We start from the raw sequence: 16,368 nt of genomic DNA, 5'->3' as shown, positions 1-16,368 counted from the left end.
TATTCCAAAGTTTTCCACAGGGTTATCCCTGATTCATCCTCAGGTTGTGCACATCTGATGCTGTCTTGCCACAGTCACAAGGTTTCAGCGGAAATCCGCCAGAATGCCGCGATCGGTGACGATCATGTCCAGAGGCTGGTCATGGGGCTCTGCCGGGATCATGGGCAGTTCCTGACAGGCAAAGGCCAGGCCGATGGCCCGCACCCCGCGCGCAAGACGCAGCATTTGCAGGGTTCTGTCGTAAAATCCGCCGCCATAGCCCAGCCGGTTGCCGCGCGGATCGAACCCTGCCAGCGGTACGATCAGAACCGAAGGCGTCAGCTTGGCTGCCGAATCGGGGGGATGGCTGGTGCCCCATTGTCCCGGCTCCAGGGGCTCTCCCTGCCAGCGGCGAAAGACCAGTGGCTGCGCCTTGCCCGTCACGACCGGCAGGCAGAGCGGGCCGCGATGCGCGTACATGGCCGCGCGCGGATCAGCCTCGCCGCGCATGGGCCAGTAACCTGCCAGCACCGCCGCCGCGAAGGGCGCCAGAGCGGCGGTCAGATGGCGGTCCAGCGCGGCCTGATCGCCGCCCGCCGCACGCGCGGCAAGGGCTTGCGCGCGCAGGGCTGCCTTGCCGCCGCTCAACTCAGGGCTGCTCATATCAGGATCAGCGTCGCCATCCCCAGAAATGCGAAAAAGCCCATCACGTCGGTCATGGTCGTCACGAACGTCCCCGAGGCCAGCGCCGGGTCCAGCCCCATCTTGTCCAGCGTCAGCGGCACCAGCACCCCGCCAAGGGCAGCCACGATCTGGTTGACGATCATCGCCATGCCCAGCACCAGACCCAACTTGACATCGCCAAAGATCAGCGTCCCCGCCAGTCCCAGGATCAGCGCCAGCGCCAGCCCGTTCAGCATTCCGGCATACAGCTCGCGCCGGACCACCCGCCGCGCGTTCGAGCGGTTCAGATCGCGCGTCGCCAGCGCCCGCACCGCGACGGCCAGCGACTGCGTGCCCGCAATGCCGCCGGTCGAAGCGACAATCGGCATCAGCGCCGCCAACGCCACCAGCGCGGTGATCGTATCCTCGAACTGGCTGATCACCACCGCCGACAGCGAGGCAGTGAACAGGTTGATCACCAGCCAGGGCAGGCGCTGGCGTGCCGTCGTGACCGGCCCGTCCGAGACGTGGCTTTCGTCATTCACCCCGGCAAGGCGCAGGATGTCCTCTTCGTGCTCTTCGTCCAGCACGGCCATGGCGTCGTCGATGGTGATGACGCCGACCAGCCGGTCATGCTCGTCCACCACCGGGGCCGAGATGAGGTGATACTGGTTGAACATATAGGCGACGTCGGATTCCTCGGACAGGACGCTGACGGTGCGGAAGCTGTCTTCGATAATGTCGCGCAAGGCCACGTCGCGCCGTGCGGCCAGCAGGCGGCCAAGCGTGACATAGCCGGTGGGGTGGCGGCGCGGATCGACCAGAATGATGTGATAGAACTGCTCGGGCAGCCATTCCTCGGCGCGCAGAAAGTCGATGGTCTCGCCCACGGTCCAGTGTTCGGGCGCGGTCACCACCTCGGACTGCATCAGGCGCCCGGCCGAATATTCGGGGTAGGTCAGCGATTGCTGAACCGCCGCCCGGTCGCTTTCGTCCAGCGCCGCCAGAATCTCGGCCCGTTCAGGCTCGTCCATATCCTCGATCAGGTCGACGACATCGTCGCTGTCCATCTCGCGCACGGCCTCGGCCAGAACGTCGCGGGGCAGAAGCTCGATCACCTCGTCGCGGATCGATTCGTCGATCTCGGACAGGATCTCGCCGTCAATCTCGCCCGAATACAGCTGCAGAAAGGCGCGGCGCCGGGCGGTGGTCAGCCGCTCGATGATATCGGCGATATCGGCGCCGTGCATCGGTTCCAGCAGCCGGTTCAGCAGGGTTGAATCGCCGGTCTCTATCGCCTCGTCGATCTGGGCCAGCAACACGCGGGTCGGGCCGAAATCCTCATCGTCGCGCCCGCTCTCAGAGACAGGGCCCGGCGTCCGGGAGGGGGGGCGGTGGTCGTCGGCCATGATGCTGCTCTCCTGTGGGTGGGGTGGTCGGGTCGGCGGCGGTCAGGTGTTCAGCAAAACCAGCGCGGCGCGGTGCAGTTCCGCACTGGCGGCGGCGATCACCTGCCCGCCCTGCGAGGCATCACCCCCCTGCCAGTCGGTGACGATCCCGCCCGCCGCCTGCACCACCGCCATGGGGCCTGCGATGTCATAGGCCTGCAGGCCCGCCTCGATCACGAGGTCGATCTGGCCCATGGCCAGCAGCGCATAGGCATAGCAGTCCAGCCCGTAGCGGGTCAGCTGCACCTGCGCCGCCACCCGCGCAAAGGCCGCAGCCTCGGCGGGCGTGCCCAGTTCCGGAAAGGTCGTCATCAGCCGCGCCTCTGACAGCGCAACGCCGCCCCGGACGCGCAGATCGCGCCCGCCATGCGGGCCGCGCATCCGGGCGGTGCCAAAGCCGCCCTCGAACCGTTCGCGGGTATAGGGCTGGTCGATCAGGCCATAGCGGACGCCATCGGCATCGCGCAGCCCGATCAGCACGCCCCAGCTGGGCGCGCCGCACAGAAAGGCGCGGGTGCCGTCGATCGGGTCCAGCACCCAGGTCAGGCCGCTGTCGCCACTTTGGCTGCCGTATTCCTCGCCCAGAATGCCGTCCTGCGGGCGGCGGCGCGCCAGAACCTCGCGCATGGCGCGTTCGGCGGCACGATCAGCCTCGGTCACAGGGTCATAATCGCCGGGACGCTTGTTGTCGGTGGCGATGCCGGACTGACGGAACAGCGGCAGGATGGCCGCGCCTGCGGCATCCGCCATCTCATGAGCCGTCGCCATCATCATGTCGGCGTTCTGCATGGCATGCCCCTTCTGCCGGACCCGATGCAGTCCTCTGCGAGAGGATGTAGCGTCTCACCGGGTCAGAGGCCAGCCTCGTTCGTCAGACGTCATCACGCCTTTACAGGGTCCGCGCTGATGCGCAGGCCCCGGAGGCAATGACAGGACGTCGCTTCAGGCCGCGTCCGACAGAACACGCGCCAGTTCAAAGATCTGACGGCGCTGTGCTTCGGGCATCGCGTAATAGGCGCGCACCAGCTGCAGCGCCTCTTTGTCGGCAAAGATATCGCCTTCGACGATCTCCTGACCGGTGCCTTCCTGAAGCCCGTCGAAGAAAAAGCTGACCGGCACGTTGACGGCGCGGGCAATATCCCACAGCCGCGAGGCCGAGACCCGGTTCATCCCGGTCTCGTATTTCTGGATCTGCTGAAATTTGATCCCGACGCGGTCTGCCAGCTGCTGCTGGGTCATCCCGATCATCCAGCGACGATGGCGAATCCGCTTGCCAACGTGTACATCAACACCATGTTTCATTTTTAACAACTCCACTCAATCTCCGGCGGCAGTATCGCAGCTTTTCGCAATTTTCGAGTGTCAAATTGGTTAACAACACTCATTCTGACTAAAAAGACAGGTCCGTGCATGCTGTGCGTAATGAGCAGGCATTTTTACGGAAAGTCCTGATATTATAGCATAATATGATGGAATCAATAGGGAAATTACCCTTTCAGGCCCTGCCCCGCGCGCGGCCGGCATCCTGCCGGAAGGGGCCGGCAGACCCGTTTGGAGCCTCCGGACGAGGCTTTTGACTGTTCTATAAAATTCTCGTGTAAAATTGTCCACAAGCTGCGCTGCGACGTCCTGACGGCATTGAAAAACGCGCGGTTTCCGCCGATATTGTCACCTGACGCGGAGATGGTCCGCATAGCAGTTCAAGGGAGCATTCGATGGCAGACTACAACACTTACCGAACCGCGCAGGGCGTAGGCCAGCGTCAGGCCGCGATCCACGAGGGTCTGCGCGCTTACATGAACAAGGTTTATGGGCTGATGTCGGTCGGCATGGGTGTGACTGCCGTTACCGCATATGGCACGGCAACCGCCGCCATGAGCAATCCGGCCTTTGCCAATTTGCTCTATAACACCCCGTTGAAATATGTGGTCATGTTCGCGCCGCTGCTGATGGTCTTTGCCTTCGGCGCCGCGATCAACCGGCTGTCGGTGGGCGCCGCGACCGGCATGTTCTACGCCTTTGCCGCGCTGATGGGCCTGTCGATCAGCTCGATCTTCCTGATATTCACAGGAATTTCGATTGTGCAGACCTTCCTTGTGACGGCGATCGCCTTCGCGGGCCTGTCGCTTTGGGGATATACCACGAAGAAAGACATCTCGGGCTGGGGCAGCTTCCTGATCATGGGCGTGATCGGCCTGATCGTCGCCTCGATCGTGAACATCTTCCTGCAAAGCTCGGGGATGCAATTCGCCATCTCGGTGCTGGGTGTGCTGATCTTTGCGGGCCTGACCGCCTATGACACGCAGAACATCAAGAACACCTATCTGCAGATGCAGGGGTCGGATGCAGACTTCATCGGCAAGTCGGCGATCATGGGCGCGCTGCGCCTGTATCTGGACTTCCTGAACCTGTTCATGTTCCTGCTGCAGTTCATGGGCAACCGCAACTGATCTGACGGCAACAGCCGGAAGACGAACAAGATTATCGCCCCCGCCGGTCCGCCCGGCGGGGGTTTTCCGTTGCGCCTGTTCAGACGAACTGTTCGCGCAGCAGCCGTTCATCCAGCCCGTGACCGGGATCGAACAGCAGCCGGTGCCGCACATCCGAGGCCGAGTCGATCAGCACCCGCACCACATCCCGGACCGAGCGGCTGTCGGCATCCGCCATCACGGGACGGCGGTCGGGCTGGATCACCTCGACCTCGACCTGTGCCGATTTCGGCAGCAGCGCGCCGCGCCAGCGCCGTGGGCGGAAGGGCGCGATCGCGGTCAGCGCCAGCACCCCGGAGGCAATCGGCAGGATCGGGCCATGGGCCGAATAGTTATAGGCCGTCGATCCCGCAGGCGTCGCCACCAGCACACCGTCGCAGACCAGTTCCTCCATCCGCAGCCGCCCGTCGACATGGATGCGCAGCCGGGCGGCCTGCGGGCCCTGACGCAGCAGGCTGACCTCATTGATGGCCAGCGCCTCGTGGGTGCTGCCATCGGTACAGGTCGCGCGCATGCGCAGCGGATTGATGACGGTTTCTTCGGCAGCGGCCAGACGGGCGGGCAGGTCGTTGCCGTGATAGGCGTTCATCAGGAACCCCACCGTGCCCCGGTTCATGCCATAGACCGGCACGCCCAGCCCCTCGGTCGCGTGCAGGGTCTGGAGCATGAACCCGTCGCCACCAAGCGCCACGACCACCTCGGCCGCCTCCAGCGCCGCCTGCCCGTGACGCCCGCTGAAATGGGTCAGCGCCGCCTGCGCGGGGCCTGCATGGCTGGCGGTGAAATGAATCCTCGGCGTCATGCCCGTCCCCCCTCAAATGCAGGCAACATCGGTTGGCGCGGCGCGGAAGGCAAGACCCGCGGGCCCGGCCGCAAGGCGGTGGTCGTCCCGGCGCCCTGGCGGGTCGTTTTGTCACTTTCCGCAGCATTGCCCATGCGGTATGAGAGCGCCACCGCAACCGCGCCAAATCCTAAGCCAGTCATAAAGGATGCGAGAGATGAACGCCCCCACCCGCGACAATGGTTTCTTCACCGAGACGCTGGCCAGCCGCGATCCAGAGATCGCCCGCGCCGTCACCCAGGAACTGGGTCGCCAGCGCGACGAGATCGAGCTGATCGCCTCGGAAAACATCGTCAGCCGGGCGGTGATGGAGGCGCAGGGCTCGGTCCTGACCAACAAATATGCCGAAGGCTATCCGGGCAAGCGCTATTACGGCGGCTGCCAGTATGTCGACATCGCCGAGACCCTCGCGATCGAGCGTGCGAAAGAGCTGTTCGGCTGTGCCTATGCCAACGTCCAGCCCAACAGCGGCAGCCAGATGAACCAGGCCGTGTTCCTGGCGCTGCTGCAGCCGGGCGACACGTTCATGGGGCTGGACCTGAATTCGGGCGGCCACCTGACCCATGGGTCGCCGGTCAACATGTCGGGCAAATGGTTCAACGTGGTCAGCTATGGCGTGCGCCAGCAGGATCAGATGCTGGACATGGAGGCGATTGCCGAAAGCGCACGCGCCAACAAGCCCAAGCTGATCATCGCCGGCGGCACCGCCTATAGCCGCAGCTGGGACTGGGCCGCCTTCCGCGCCATCGCGGATGAGGTCGGCGCGTACCTGATGGTCGACATGGCCCATATCGCCGGTCTGGTCGCGGGCGGCGCCCATGCCTCGCCCCTCCCGCATGCGCATGTGGTGACCACCACGACGCATAAATCGCTGCGCGGGCCGCGCGGCGGGATGATCCTGACCAATGATGCGGATATCGCCAAGAAGGTGAACAGCGCCGTCTTCCCCGGCCTGCAGGGCGGCCCGCTGATGCACGTCATCGCAGCCAAGGCCGTGGCCTTTGGCGAGGCGCTGCGCCCCGAGTTCAGGACCTATGCCGCACAGGTCGTCAAGAACGCGCAGGCCATGGCGGATGAGCTGATGAAGGGCGGCATCGACATCGTGTCGGGCGGCACCGACAACCACCTGTGTCTGGCCGACCTGCGCCCCAAGGGCGTGACCGGCAAGGCGACCGAGGCCGCCCTTGGCCGCGCCCATATCACCTGCAACAAGAACGGCGTGCCGTTTGACCCCGAGAAGCCCTTTGTCACCTCGGGCATCCGTCTGGGCGCACCCGCAGGCACCACGCGCGGCTTTGCCGAGGCCGAGTTCCGCCTGATCGCCCGCTGGATCGTCGAGGTCGTGGACGGTCTGGCCGCCCATGGCGAAGCGGACAACGCCGAGGTCGAGGCCAAGGTCCGCGCCGAGGTGGCCGAGCTGTGCGCCCGCTTCCCGCTGTATCAGGGGATGTGATCGGCATCTGATTGGTTTCACGCCCGCCGCGTCATTGCGCGGCGGGCTTTTTCATGCGCGGTCCGGTCGGGTGGGGCGCCTGCGCCATGAGGGTGTCGCCGTGAGGGTGTTGCCGTGAGGGTGTTGCCGTGAGGGTGTTGCCGTGAGGGTGTTGCCGTGAGGGTGTCAGGAGGGGGGCCAGCCCCCCATCGCCTCGCGGCGATTCCCCCCGGGATATTTTTGTGAAGAAGAGGGGGCGGGGCGGCGCGATTCTCTCAGCTCTGCCAGCGGGGTTTGCGTTTGTCGAAGAAGGCGTTGATGCCTTCGGGGGCCTCATCCCCTTGCCAGACGGCGACGAGGCGGTCGATGCTGTCCTCGATGACCGCCGCGTCGATGCGGGGGCCGAGGGCACGGCAATGCGCCTTGGCGGCGGCGACCGCGCCGGGGGCGGCCTGCAGGAAGGGCGCGATTTCGGCCTCGATGGCCGCGTCCAGACCCTCGGGGGCAACGGCGCGGGCGGCAAGGTTCAGCGTGACCGCCTCGGCGGCGTCGAACAGGCGGGCCGAGAAGAACACGCGGCGCGCGCGGTCCTCGCCCATCCGGGCCAGCACATAGGGGCCGATGGTGGCGGGGATCAGGCCCAGCCTCACCTCGGTCAGCCCGAAGCGGGCGGTGTCGGCGGCAATCGCGATGTCGCAGACCGACATCATGCCGATGCCACCGCCGAAAGCGTTGCCATGGACCCGCGCGATCAGCGGTTTGGGCAACAGGTTCAGCGCCGACAGCATCCCCGCCAGCGCGCGCGCACCGTCGCGCCGGGTTGCCTCATCGGCCTCCATCTGCTGGCGCATCCAGCCCAGATCGCCCCCGGCGCAGAAACTGGCGCCCTCGGCCGCCAGCACCACCACCCGCACGCCCGGATCGGCGGCCAGATCAGCGGCGGCGGCTGTCACCTCGTCCATCATCTGGCGCGACAGGGCGTTGTGCTTGTCGCCCCGCGCCAGCCACAGGGTGGCCACGCCGCGCCCGTCGCGGTCAATCCGGATCGTTTCAGCCATCGGCTTGTCCCCTCATTGCGCGCGCCATTGTGGCGGCCCGTTGCAGCACGCCCATGTCCAGACCCGTGGCATGGCCCGTGGCGGCCAGATGCGCGGCCACGGCTTCGGTCGCGACATTGCCTGCGGCGCCGGGTGCATAGGGGCAGCCGCCCAGCCCGCCCACGGCGGCGTCGAACACCCGCAGCCCGCGCGCGAGGCTGGCGTCGATATTGGCCAGCGCCCGGCCTGCCGTGTCGTGGTAATGGCCTGCCAGCCGTTCGGGCGGCAACTCGTCCAGCACCGCCGACAGCATGGCGTCGATGGTCTCGGGGCGGCCCTGCCCGATCGTGTCGCCCAGGCTGATCTCGTAGCAGCCCAGGTCGCGCAGGGCGGCGGCCACGCGCGCCACATCGCCGGGCGCGGTCGGCCCGTCAAAGGGGCAATCCGTCACCACGCTGACATAGCCGCGCAGGGGCATGCCATCGGCGCGCGCAGCCTCGGCCACCGGCGCAAAGCGCGCAAGGCTGTCGGCGATCGAGGCGTTCAGGTTCGCCCGGCTGAAGCCTTCCGAGGCGCTGGCAAAGATCGCCACCTCATCCGCGCCCGCCGCGCGCGCCGCCTGATAGCCGCGCAGGTTCGGGGTCAGCGCGGCATAGCGGAGACCGGGGCGGCGGGTGATGCCCGCCAGAACCTGCGCGGCATCGGCCATCTGCGGCACCCATTTCGGCGGCACGAAGCTGGTCACCTCGATGCGCCGGAACCCCGCCCGCGACAGCAGATCGACCAGCGCGATCTTATCGGCCGTGGGGATCAGCCGCGCCTCGTTCTGCAGCCCGTCGCGTGGGCCCATCTCGAAGATCTCGACCGGATCATGCATCGGGGATCTCGTAGAAATCGCGCGCAAACAGGCTGCCGCCGCCTGCCGCATCAGCGCGCTGCCAGGCCGGGCGCGCCTGCATCCGGTCGCGATAGGCGATCAGGGCCGGATAATCGGCGGCGGGCAGGAAGTGAAACAGCGCGTCGATATTGAAGCCCAGCATGCAATCCGCCGCCGAAAACGCGTCCAGCAGCGTGTCGCGCCCCGCCAGATGCGCCTCCAGCGCCCGCGCGGTCAGGGCCAGCCTGCGCGTGTCCAGCTTCATCAGCGGGATGGATCGCGCCGATGCCGGGCGCAGAAAGACGTGCTGGATGTTCAGCGCCTGCACGATATTGGCCTGCGTCTCGGCAAAATGGACCCATTCCAGAAACCCGGCCCGGTCGGGATCGCCGGGGCGCGGCGCCAGCCGCCCCTCGCGTTCGGTCAGATATTCGACGATGGCGCCGGATTCCCGGATCACCCGCCCGTCAACCTCAAGCGCGGGCACCCGGCCCAGAGGCGACATCGCCAGAAATTCGGGGCTGCGCATGCTGCCATCGGTCAGCGACCACAGCCGCAGCTCATAGCCCAGCCCCAGTTCCTCCAGCAGCCACAGCACCCGCATCGAGCGCGCGCCGGGAACGTGATGCAGACGGATCATGCGGGTTCCTCCTCCAGCCGGATCAGGGGGGCGCCGGCCTCGACCTGCTGCCCGGCATGGGCCAGAACCTCGGCCACGATGCCATCGCGCGTGGCGGTCAGGCTGTGCTCCATCTTCATCGCCTCCAGCACGGCCAGCCGGTCGCCGGTTGCCACCGCCTGACCCGCAACGACATGGACGGACCGCACCAGCCCCGGCATGGGCGAGCGGGTCAGCCCGTCGCCCGCCCCTTCGGCCCCGGCCCGGTCCAGCGGATCGACCGGCACCAGATGCAGATGGCTGTCGCCAAAGACGCTGATGCCCGCCGCATGGCTGACCATCCGCTCGCGCCGCAGCGCGTCATCGACCCACCAGCGCCCGCCCTGCCAGCACACCTCATGCGGGGTGCCGTCCAGCGTCACGCGCGCGGCGCCGGGGCCCAGAACCTCCAGCACGGCGCAGCCACCCTGCCAGGCGATGGTGCGGCGCAAGGGCTGCCACAGCGTCGCGCCGCCCCGGACATCGGCATCGGCCAGCCCCGCCAGCGCGATCACGGCCAGCGCCATCGCGCCTGCATCCGGCGCACTGTCTGCGATCAGCGCGGGCAGATCACGCTCGATCAGGCCGGTATCGACCTCGCCCGTGCGGAACCCCTGATGGCGTGTCAGGGCGATGAGGAAATCCAGATTGGTGACCGAGCCCGCCACCTCGGTATCGACCAGCGCGCGTTCCAGCGCCCGCAGCGCCACGGCCCGCGTGGCGCCATGGGTCACCACCTTGGCGATCATCGGGTCATACCAGGGGCTGATCCGGTCGCCGGGCCGCACCCCGGTCTCGATCCGGGCGCCTTGCGGAAAGGCCAGATGCGCCAGCGTGCCGGTCGCGGGCAGGAAACCCGCAGGCACATCCTCGGCATAAAGCCGCGCCTCGAAGGAATGACCCCGGATCGACAGATCCTGCTGCCGTGCAGGCAGCGCCTCGCCGCTGGCCACGCGCAGCTGCCATTCGACCAGATCAATGCCGGTGATGGCCTCGGTGACCGGATGCTCGACCTGCAACCGGGTGTTCATCTCCATGAACCAGAACCCGTCAGGGCGCAGTCCCCGGCTGCCATCGACAATGAACTCGACCGTGCCCGCGCCGGAATAGCCGATCGCCTCGGCGGCGGTCACGGCGGCCGCCCCCATTGCGGCGCGCATCTCGGGCGTCATGCCGGGGGCCGGGGCCTCCTCGATCACCTTCTGATGGCGGCGCTGCAGGGAACAGTCCCGTTCGAACAGATGCACCGCGCGGCTGCCGTCGCCAAAGACCTGCACCTCGATATGGCGGGGCCTCAGCACGTATTTCTCGATCAGCACGGCAGGGTTGCCAAAGGCCGTCTGCGCCTCGGACCGCGCACTCTCCAGCGCCTCGGCAAAGCGCGCCGGATCATCGACACGCCGCATCCCCTTGCCGCCGCCGCCCGCCACGGCCTTGATCAGCACCGGATAGCCGATCTGCGCGGCCTCAGCCGCCAGATGGTCGGGCGCCTGCCCGGCGCCGTGATAGCCGGGCACGACCGGCACCCCCGCTTCGACCATCAGCGCCTTGGCCGCGTCCTTCAGCCCCATCGCCCGGATCGCACGGCCCGAGGGGCCGATAAAGACCAGCCCGGCGGCCGCCACCGCATCCACAAAATCGGGGTTCTCGCTCAGAAACCCATAGCCCGGATGGATCGCCTGCGCGCCCGTGGCCTGCGCCGCCGCAATGATCGCATCGCCGCGCAGATAGCTGTCGGCGGGCGCGGGCCCGCCCAGATGCACGGCCTGATCGGCCATCGCAACATGGCGCGCGCCCCGGTCGGCATCGGAATAGACCGCGACCGTCGCCACGCCCAGACGGCGGCAGGTATCAATCACCCGGCAGGCAATCTCGCCCCGGTTCGCAATCAGGATCTTGTCGAACATGCCCGCGCCCTCCCCTTCTTCTTCATCCAAATATCCCCGCCGGAGGCATCCGCCCCTGCCCCAATCACATCCGGAACAGACCAAAGCGCGTCGGCTCGACCGGCGCATTCAGCGACGCCCGCAGCGACAGCGCCAGCACATCACGCGATGTGCGCGGATCAATGATCCCGTCATCCCACAGCCGCGCGGATGCATAGAGCGGATGGCTCTGCCGCTCGAACATCTCGATGGTGGGGCGCTTGAACGCCTCTTCCTCCTCGGGCGACCATGCGCCGCCCGCCCGTTCGATCCCGTCGCGGCGCACGGTGGCCAGCACGCCCGCCGCCTGCTCGCCGCCCATGACGCCGATGCGGCTGTTCGGCCATGTCCACAGAAAGCGCGGGCTGTAGGCCCGCCCCGCCATGCCGTAATTGCCCGCCCCGAAACTGCCGCCGACCAGCATGGTGATCTTGGGCACATTGGTCGTGGCCACTGCCGTCACCATCTTGGCGCCGTGCCGCGCAATGCCCTCATTCTCGTATTTGCGGCCCACCATGAAGCCGGTGATGTTCTGCAGAAACACCAGCGGAATGCCGCGCTGCGAACACAGCTCGATGAAATGCGCGCCCTTCTGCGCGGCCTCGGAAAACAGCACGCCATTATTGGCGACGATCCCAACCGGGCAGCCCTCGACATGGGCGAACCCGGTCACCAGCGTCTCGCCGAACCGCGCCTTGAACTCGTCAAAGCGCGAGCCGTCGACGATCCGGGCGATCACCTCGCGGATGTCATAGGGGGTGCGCAGATCGGCAGGCACGACGCCCAGGATCTCATCGGGGTCATAGGCGGGCGGCTCGGGCGACTGCCACAGGACCGTCTCGGGCCGCCGCCGGTTGAGGTTCATCACCGCGCGGCGCGCCATGGCCAGCGCATGGGCATCATCCTCGGCCAGATAATCGGCCACACCCGACAGGCGCGTATGCACATCGCCGCCGCCCAGATCCTCGGATGTCACCACCTCGCCGGTCGCGGCCTTGACCAGCGGCGGCCCGGCCAGAAAGATCGTGCCCTGATCGCGGACAATGATCGTCACATCCGACATGGCAGGCACATAGGCACCACCCGCCGTACAGGACCCCATCACCACCGCGATCTGGGGGATGCCCCTGGCGCTCATCCGCGCCTGATTGAAGAAGATGCGGCCGAAATGGTCGCGGTCGGGGAAAACCTCGTCCTGATTGGGCAGATTGGCGCCGCCGCTATCGACCAGATAGACGCAGGGCAGATGGCATTCCTCGGCGATTTCCTGCGCCCGCAGGTGCTTTTTGACCGTCATCGGGTAATAGGTGCCACCCTTGACCGTCGCGTCATTGGCCACGACCATCACGTCCTGACCGTGCACGCGCCCCACGCCCGCGATCACCCCCGCCCCCGGTGCGGCGCCGTCATACATGCCATGCGCCGCCACCGCCCCGATCTCCAGAAACGGGCTGCCGGGGTCCAGCAGGTTCGCCACCCGCTCGCGCGGGGGCATCTTGCCGCGGCTGACATGACGCTCCATCGCGCGGGGTCCACCGCCCGAGGCCGCCGCCAGCGCCACCTCGCGCACGCCCACCAGCAGGGCCAGATGCGCGCGGCGGTTGCGGGCGAAGGCATCGGATGTCGGCAGGGCCTGGCTGTTCAGTTTCATGAGAGGCTCTTTCTTGTCATGCGCCCAAGGCGCGCAATGGCAGTGCCTGCCGCAAGGGTGACGCGGCGCGGGGTCATTCCGTCTCGGCCCGTTTGCGCAATTCGCGGCGCATGACCTTGCCCGTGACCGTCATCGGCAAGGCGTCCAGAAACGCAATCTCGCGCGGATAGGAATGGGCGGCGGACAGGCTGCGGGCATGGGCCTGCAGCTCGGAAGACAGTTCAGGAGATGGTTGAAACCCGTCGCGCAAGACAATGTAAGCCTTGACGATTTCTGTCCGCACCGGATCGGGTTTGCCGATCACGCCGACCTGCGCCACGGCGGGATGTTTCAGCAGGCAATCCTCGATTTCCGAGGGTCCGATGCGATAGCCCGATGAGGTGATGACATCATCGTCGCGCCCGACAAAGCGGATATAGCCGTCCTCGATCACGCCGCGATCGCCGGTCAGCATCCAGTCGCCCCGGAACTTGGCCCGCGTCGCCTCGGGGTTCTGCCAGTAGCCCAGCATCATGCTGCCCGCCCCGCGCCGGATCGCGATCTCGCCCTCACCCTCCGTGACCTGCCCCGCGGCGTCGATCACCTGCACATCGAAGCCGGGCACCGCCCGCCCGATGGCACCGGGGCGCACCGGGAACATGGCCCCGCTGGACGAGGCGACCAGATTGCATTCGGTCTGGCCGTAGAACTCGTTGATCGTCAGGCCAAAGGCGCGGCGCCCCCAGTCCAGCATCTGCGCGCCCAGAGGCTCTCCGCCCGACCCCACGCTGCGCAGCCCCGACAGGGTGACATCGGCGGCCTTCAGCATCCGCAGGGCGGTGGGCGGAAAGAACACGTTGCGCACGGCGCAACCGGCAATCAGCGCGGCGACCGTGTCGGGATCGAACTTGGCCATCCGCGCGGCCACCACCGGCACGCCAAGCGCCAGCCCCGGCATGGCCACGTCGAACAGCCCGCCGATCCAGGCCCAGTCGGCGGGCGTCCAGATCACATCGCCGGGCTGGCCCAGCAGATCATGGCTCATCTCGACGCCGGGCAGATGGCCGGTCAGCATCCGGTGGCCGTGCAGCGCCCCTTTGGGCGCGCCGGTCGTGCCCGAGGTGTAGATGATCACCGCCGGGTCGTCGGGGCCGGTCGGGCGGGTGGCAAAGGCGCCCGCCTCGGGCAGGCCATCCTCGGGCACGATCACGCGCAGGTCGGGGAACGGGGCCAGCATCGCGCGGCCCTCGGGATCGGTGATGACGGTCGTGACGCCCGCATCGCGCAGCCGCAGGGACAGCGCCTCGGGACCGAACAGCTTGAACAGCGGGATCGAGATGGCCGCCGATTTCCAGACCGCCAGATGCGCCGCCGCCGTCCAGGCCGATTGCGTGCGCAGGATGCCGATCCGCTCGCCCCGCGCGGCAGTCAGCGCATGGGCCAGCCGGTCGGTCATGTCGGCCAGCGCCGCGAAACTGACCGGATGCGGCGCGCCGTCATAGTCGATGATCGCCACCCGGCCGGGATCATGGGCCAGACATTGATCGGCCATGTTCAGCCGCGCCGGAAACGCCCACCGGAAATCGCGGTGCAGCGCGGCATAGTCGGTCCCCTCCAGCATCCGTGCCACCTGTGCCCCCTCGCCGGTCCGGCGTCAGTTCTGTTCGTCGTATTGGTCCAGCCACAGCGTCTGTCGCGCCGTCAGCGTCAGCGCGCATTGCACCGAGGCCGGGCCGCCGCCCGTGCCGCCGCCCCAACGGCTGTTCTCGAAGGCGCAGGCGGCATTGCGGAAATCAATCCAGTTGCGCTGCATCTCGCGCAAAGCAGGCACCTGCTTGGGCGCCGCCGAGCCCATGTCGGCCATCCCGGCATCCGCCGCCTCAGCGCCCGCCATGACCCGGCGATAGCTGTCGTTCAGCAGCCCGTCCCACAGGTCATGTTCCAGCCCCAGACAGGCGGACATGCCATAGGTCGTGAAGCCGCCCGGCAGATCCATGCACTGTGCCGCCGCCACGCCGATGCAGCTGTCCGGCTTGCCACCCTCGCCCGCCTGCGCCGCAAGGCAGGTCCGGGTCAGATCGGCGTCGAACTGCACCTCATCCTGCGCCAGCACCGGCGCCGGGATCAGCGCCAGACCAAGGATCAATACCGTCATCCGCATCATGTCAGCCCCATCAGTTCGCGCCCGATCAGCATCCGGCGGATCTCGCTGGTGCCGGCGCCGATTTCCATCAGTTTGGCGTCGCGGAACAGGCGACTGACGACACTGTCGTTCAGGAATCCCGCGCCGCCAAGGGCCTGCACCGCCTGATGCGCCTGCACCATCGCCTGTTCGCTGGCATACAGCACCGCGCCCGCCGCATCCTGCCGGGTCACCTTGCCGCTGTCGCAGGCGCGCGCGACCTCGTAGACATAGGCGCGTGCGGTGTTCAGGGCGACATACATGTCGGCGATCTTGGCCTGCATCAGCTGGAACGAGCCGATCGGCTGGCCGAACTGCTTGCGGTCGCGGATATAGGGCATCACCTCGTCCAGACAGGCGGCCATGATGCCGGTGCCGATGCCCGACAGGACCAGCCGTTCATAATCCAGCCCCGACATCAGGACGCGCACGCCGCGACCTTCCTCGCCCAGCACGTTCTCGGCCGGGATGGTGCAATTCTCAAAGATCAGCTCGCCCGTGTTCGAGCCGCGCATCCCCAGCTTGTCGAAATGCGGCCCGGTCGAGAAACCCGCCATGCCACGTTCGACGATAAAGGCGGTGATGCCACGGCTGCCTGCCTCGGGGTCAGTCTTGGCATAGACGACCAGCACATCGGCATCGGGGGCGTTGGTGATCCAGTATTTGTTGCCGTTCAGCACATAGGCCTCGCCGCGCTTTTCGGCCCGCAGCTTCATGCCGACGACATCGCTGCCCGCGCCCTCTTCGGACATGGCCAGCGCGCCCACCAGCGCGCCGCTGCACAGGCCCGGCAGGTATTTCGCCCGCTGCGCGTCGCTGCCGTTCAGCTTGATCTGGTTGACGCAGAGGTTGGAATGCGCGCCATAGGACAGGCTGATGCTGGCACTGGCGCGCGCGATTTCCTCGGTCGCGACGACATGGGCCAGATAGCCCATCCCGGCGCCGCCCCAGTCCTCGGACACGGTGATGCCCAGCAGGCCCAGCTCACCCATCTCGCGCCACAGCTGATTGGGAAAGGCGTTGTCGCGGTCGGTGGCAGCGGCCAGCGGCTTGACGCGGTCCTGCGCCCAACGGTGGACCATCTCGCGCAGCGCGTTCACATCCTCGCCCAGATCGAATTCCATGCCCTGCGTGAACATCGCCATCCCCTCCCCAGAAGATTATTGAACAGTTGTTCATTTAATCTGATAGCGCAGCCGCCACAGCC

Annotated in this window: 15 protein-coding genes; 2 read left to right on the top strand and 13 right to left on the bottom strand. The window is 67.1% G+C overall.

Translation table 11 applies throughout. The features are described from left to right. Positions 1 to 84: 84 nt before the first annotated feature. The 4 genes from ACK41U_RS08180 to ACK41U_RS08165 form a co-directional block, all read right to left on the bottom strand. Positions 85 to 642 (bottom strand): 5-formyltetrahydrofolate cyclo-ligase, encoded by a 558-nt coding sequence (locus ACK41U_RS08180; RefSeq protein WP_409678185.1) that lies wholly within the window; start codon positions 640 to 642, stop codon positions 85 to 87. Then, positions 639 to 2,051 (bottom strand): magnesium transporter, encoded by a 1,413-nt coding sequence (mgtE, locus tag ACK41U_RS08175; RefSeq protein WP_409678182.1) that lies wholly within the window; start codon positions 2,049 to 2,051, stop codon positions 639 to 641. Before mgtE ends, ACK41U_RS08180 begins: the two co-directional genes overlap by 4 nt. 42 nt (positions 2,052 to 2,093) lie before the next feature. Further along, positions 2,094 to 2,879 carry a histidinol-phosphatase gene (hisN, locus tag ACK41U_RS08170; protein ID WP_409678180.1) on the bottom strand — a complete coding sequence of 262 codons (786 nt, stop codon included), beginning with the start codon at positions 2,877 to 2,879 and terminating at the stop codon, positions 2,094 to 2,096. A gap of 153 nt (positions 2,880 to 3,032) precedes the next feature. After that, positions 3,033 to 3,392 (bottom strand): helix-turn-helix domain-containing protein, encoded by a 360-nt coding sequence (locus ACK41U_RS08165; protein ID WP_409678177.1) that lies wholly within the window; start codon positions 3,390 to 3,392, stop codon positions 3,033 to 3,035. Positions 3,393 to 3,805: 413 nt separating this feature from the next. On the opposite strand from ACK41U_RS08165, the gene ACK41U_RS08160 reads away from it, so the two are divergent. After that, positions 3,806 to 4,540, top strand: coding sequence for a Bax inhibitor-1/YccA family protein (locus tag ACK41U_RS08160; protein WP_409678174.1), 735 nt, complete (start codon positions 3,806 to 3,808; stop codon positions 4,538 to 4,540). 79 nt (positions 4,541 to 4,619) lie between these two features. On the opposite strand, the gene ACK41U_RS08155 is transcribed toward ACK41U_RS08160, so the two are convergent. Continuing rightward, complete coding sequence (locus ACK41U_RS08155) at positions 4,620 to 5,381, bottom strand: NAD kinase (RefSeq protein ID WP_409678171.1); 762 nt, start codon at positions 5,379 to 5,381, stop codon at positions 4,620 to 4,622. A gap of 196 nt (positions 5,382 to 5,577) precedes the next feature. Here ACK41U_RS08155 and glyA point away from each other — a divergent pair, with 196 nt between their 5' ends. Then, positions 5,578 to 6,873: a serine hydroxymethyltransferase gene (gene glyA / locus ACK41U_RS08150; protein WP_409678169.1), complete on the top strand. Its 1,296-nt coding sequence runs from the start codon at positions 5,578 to 5,580 to the stop codon at positions 6,871 to 6,873. A 254-nt stretch (positions 6,874 to 7,127) separates the two neighbouring features. On the opposite strand, the gene ACK41U_RS08145 is transcribed toward glyA, so the two are convergent. The 8 genes from ACK41U_RS08145 to ACK41U_RS08110 all read right to left on the bottom strand — a co-directional run bounded on the left by ACK41U_RS08145 (position 7,128) and on the right by ACK41U_RS08110 (position 16,300). Next, the gene (locus tag ACK41U_RS08145; RefSeq protein ID WP_409678166.1) at positions 7,128 to 7,910 is read right to left on the bottom strand and encodes a crotonase/enoyl-CoA hydratase family protein; all 783 of its coding nucleotides are present in this window, start codon (positions 7,908 to 7,910) and stop codon (positions 7,128 to 7,130) included. Beyond that, the gene (locus ACK41U_RS08140; RefSeq protein WP_409678163.1) at positions 7,903 to 8,766 is read right to left on the bottom strand and encodes a hydroxymethylglutaryl-CoA lyase; all 864 of its coding nucleotides are present in this window, start codon (positions 8,764 to 8,766) and stop codon (positions 7,903 to 7,905) included. The genes ACK41U_RS08145 and ACK41U_RS08140 overlap by 8 nt, the downstream gene beginning before the upstream one ends. Next, on the bottom strand, positions 8,759 to 9,406 hold the full coding sequence (locus tag ACK41U_RS08135) for a glutathione S-transferase family protein (protein ID WP_409678161.1): 648 nt from the start codon (positions 9,404 to 9,406) through the stop codon (positions 8,759 to 8,761). Before ACK41U_RS08135 ends, ACK41U_RS08140 begins: the two co-directional genes overlap by 8 nt. Continuing rightward, positions 9,403 to 11,331: a biotin carboxylase N-terminal domain-containing protein gene (locus tag ACK41U_RS08130; protein ID WP_409678158.1), complete on the bottom strand. Its 1,929-nt coding sequence runs from the start codon at positions 11,329 to 11,331 to the stop codon at positions 9,403 to 9,405. The genes ACK41U_RS08135 and ACK41U_RS08130 overlap by 4 nt, the downstream gene beginning before the upstream one ends. Before the next feature lie 64 nt (positions 11,332 to 11,395). Beyond that, a complete protein-coding gene (locus tag ACK41U_RS08125; RefSeq protein WP_409678155.1) occupies positions 11,396 to 13,000 on the bottom strand; it encodes a carboxyl transferase domain-containing protein in 1,605 nt (534 codons plus the stop codon). Positions 13,001 to 13,073: 73 nt separating this feature from the next. Next, entirely contained in the window at positions 13,074 to 14,600 is a 1,527-nt protein-coding gene (locus ACK41U_RS08120; RefSeq protein WP_409678153.1) for an AMP-binding protein, read from the bottom strand. 33 nt (positions 14,601 to 14,633) lie between these two features. Beyond that, a complete protein-coding gene (locus ACK41U_RS08115; RefSeq protein ID WP_409678150.1) occupies positions 14,634 to 15,134 on the bottom strand; it encodes a lysozyme inhibitor LprI family protein in 501 nt (166 codons plus the stop codon). Positions 15,135 to 15,139: 5 nt separating this feature from the next. Next, positions 15,140 to 16,300, bottom strand: a complete 1,161-nt coding sequence (locus ACK41U_RS08110) for an isovaleryl-CoA dehydrogenase (protein WP_409678271.1) — start codon at positions 16,298 to 16,300, stop codon at positions 15,140 to 15,142. Positions 16,301 to 16,368: the final 68 nt, after the last annotated feature.

This window comes from Paracoccus sp. (in: a-proteobacteria) (assembly GCF_046289755.1).
Lineage (GTDB): Bacteria > Pseudomonadota > Alphaproteobacteria > Rhodobacterales > Rhodobacteraceae > Paracoccus.
The sequence above is the reverse complement of the archived record's forward strand: the minus strand, read 5'-3'. Positions and strand labels throughout refer to the sequence as shown.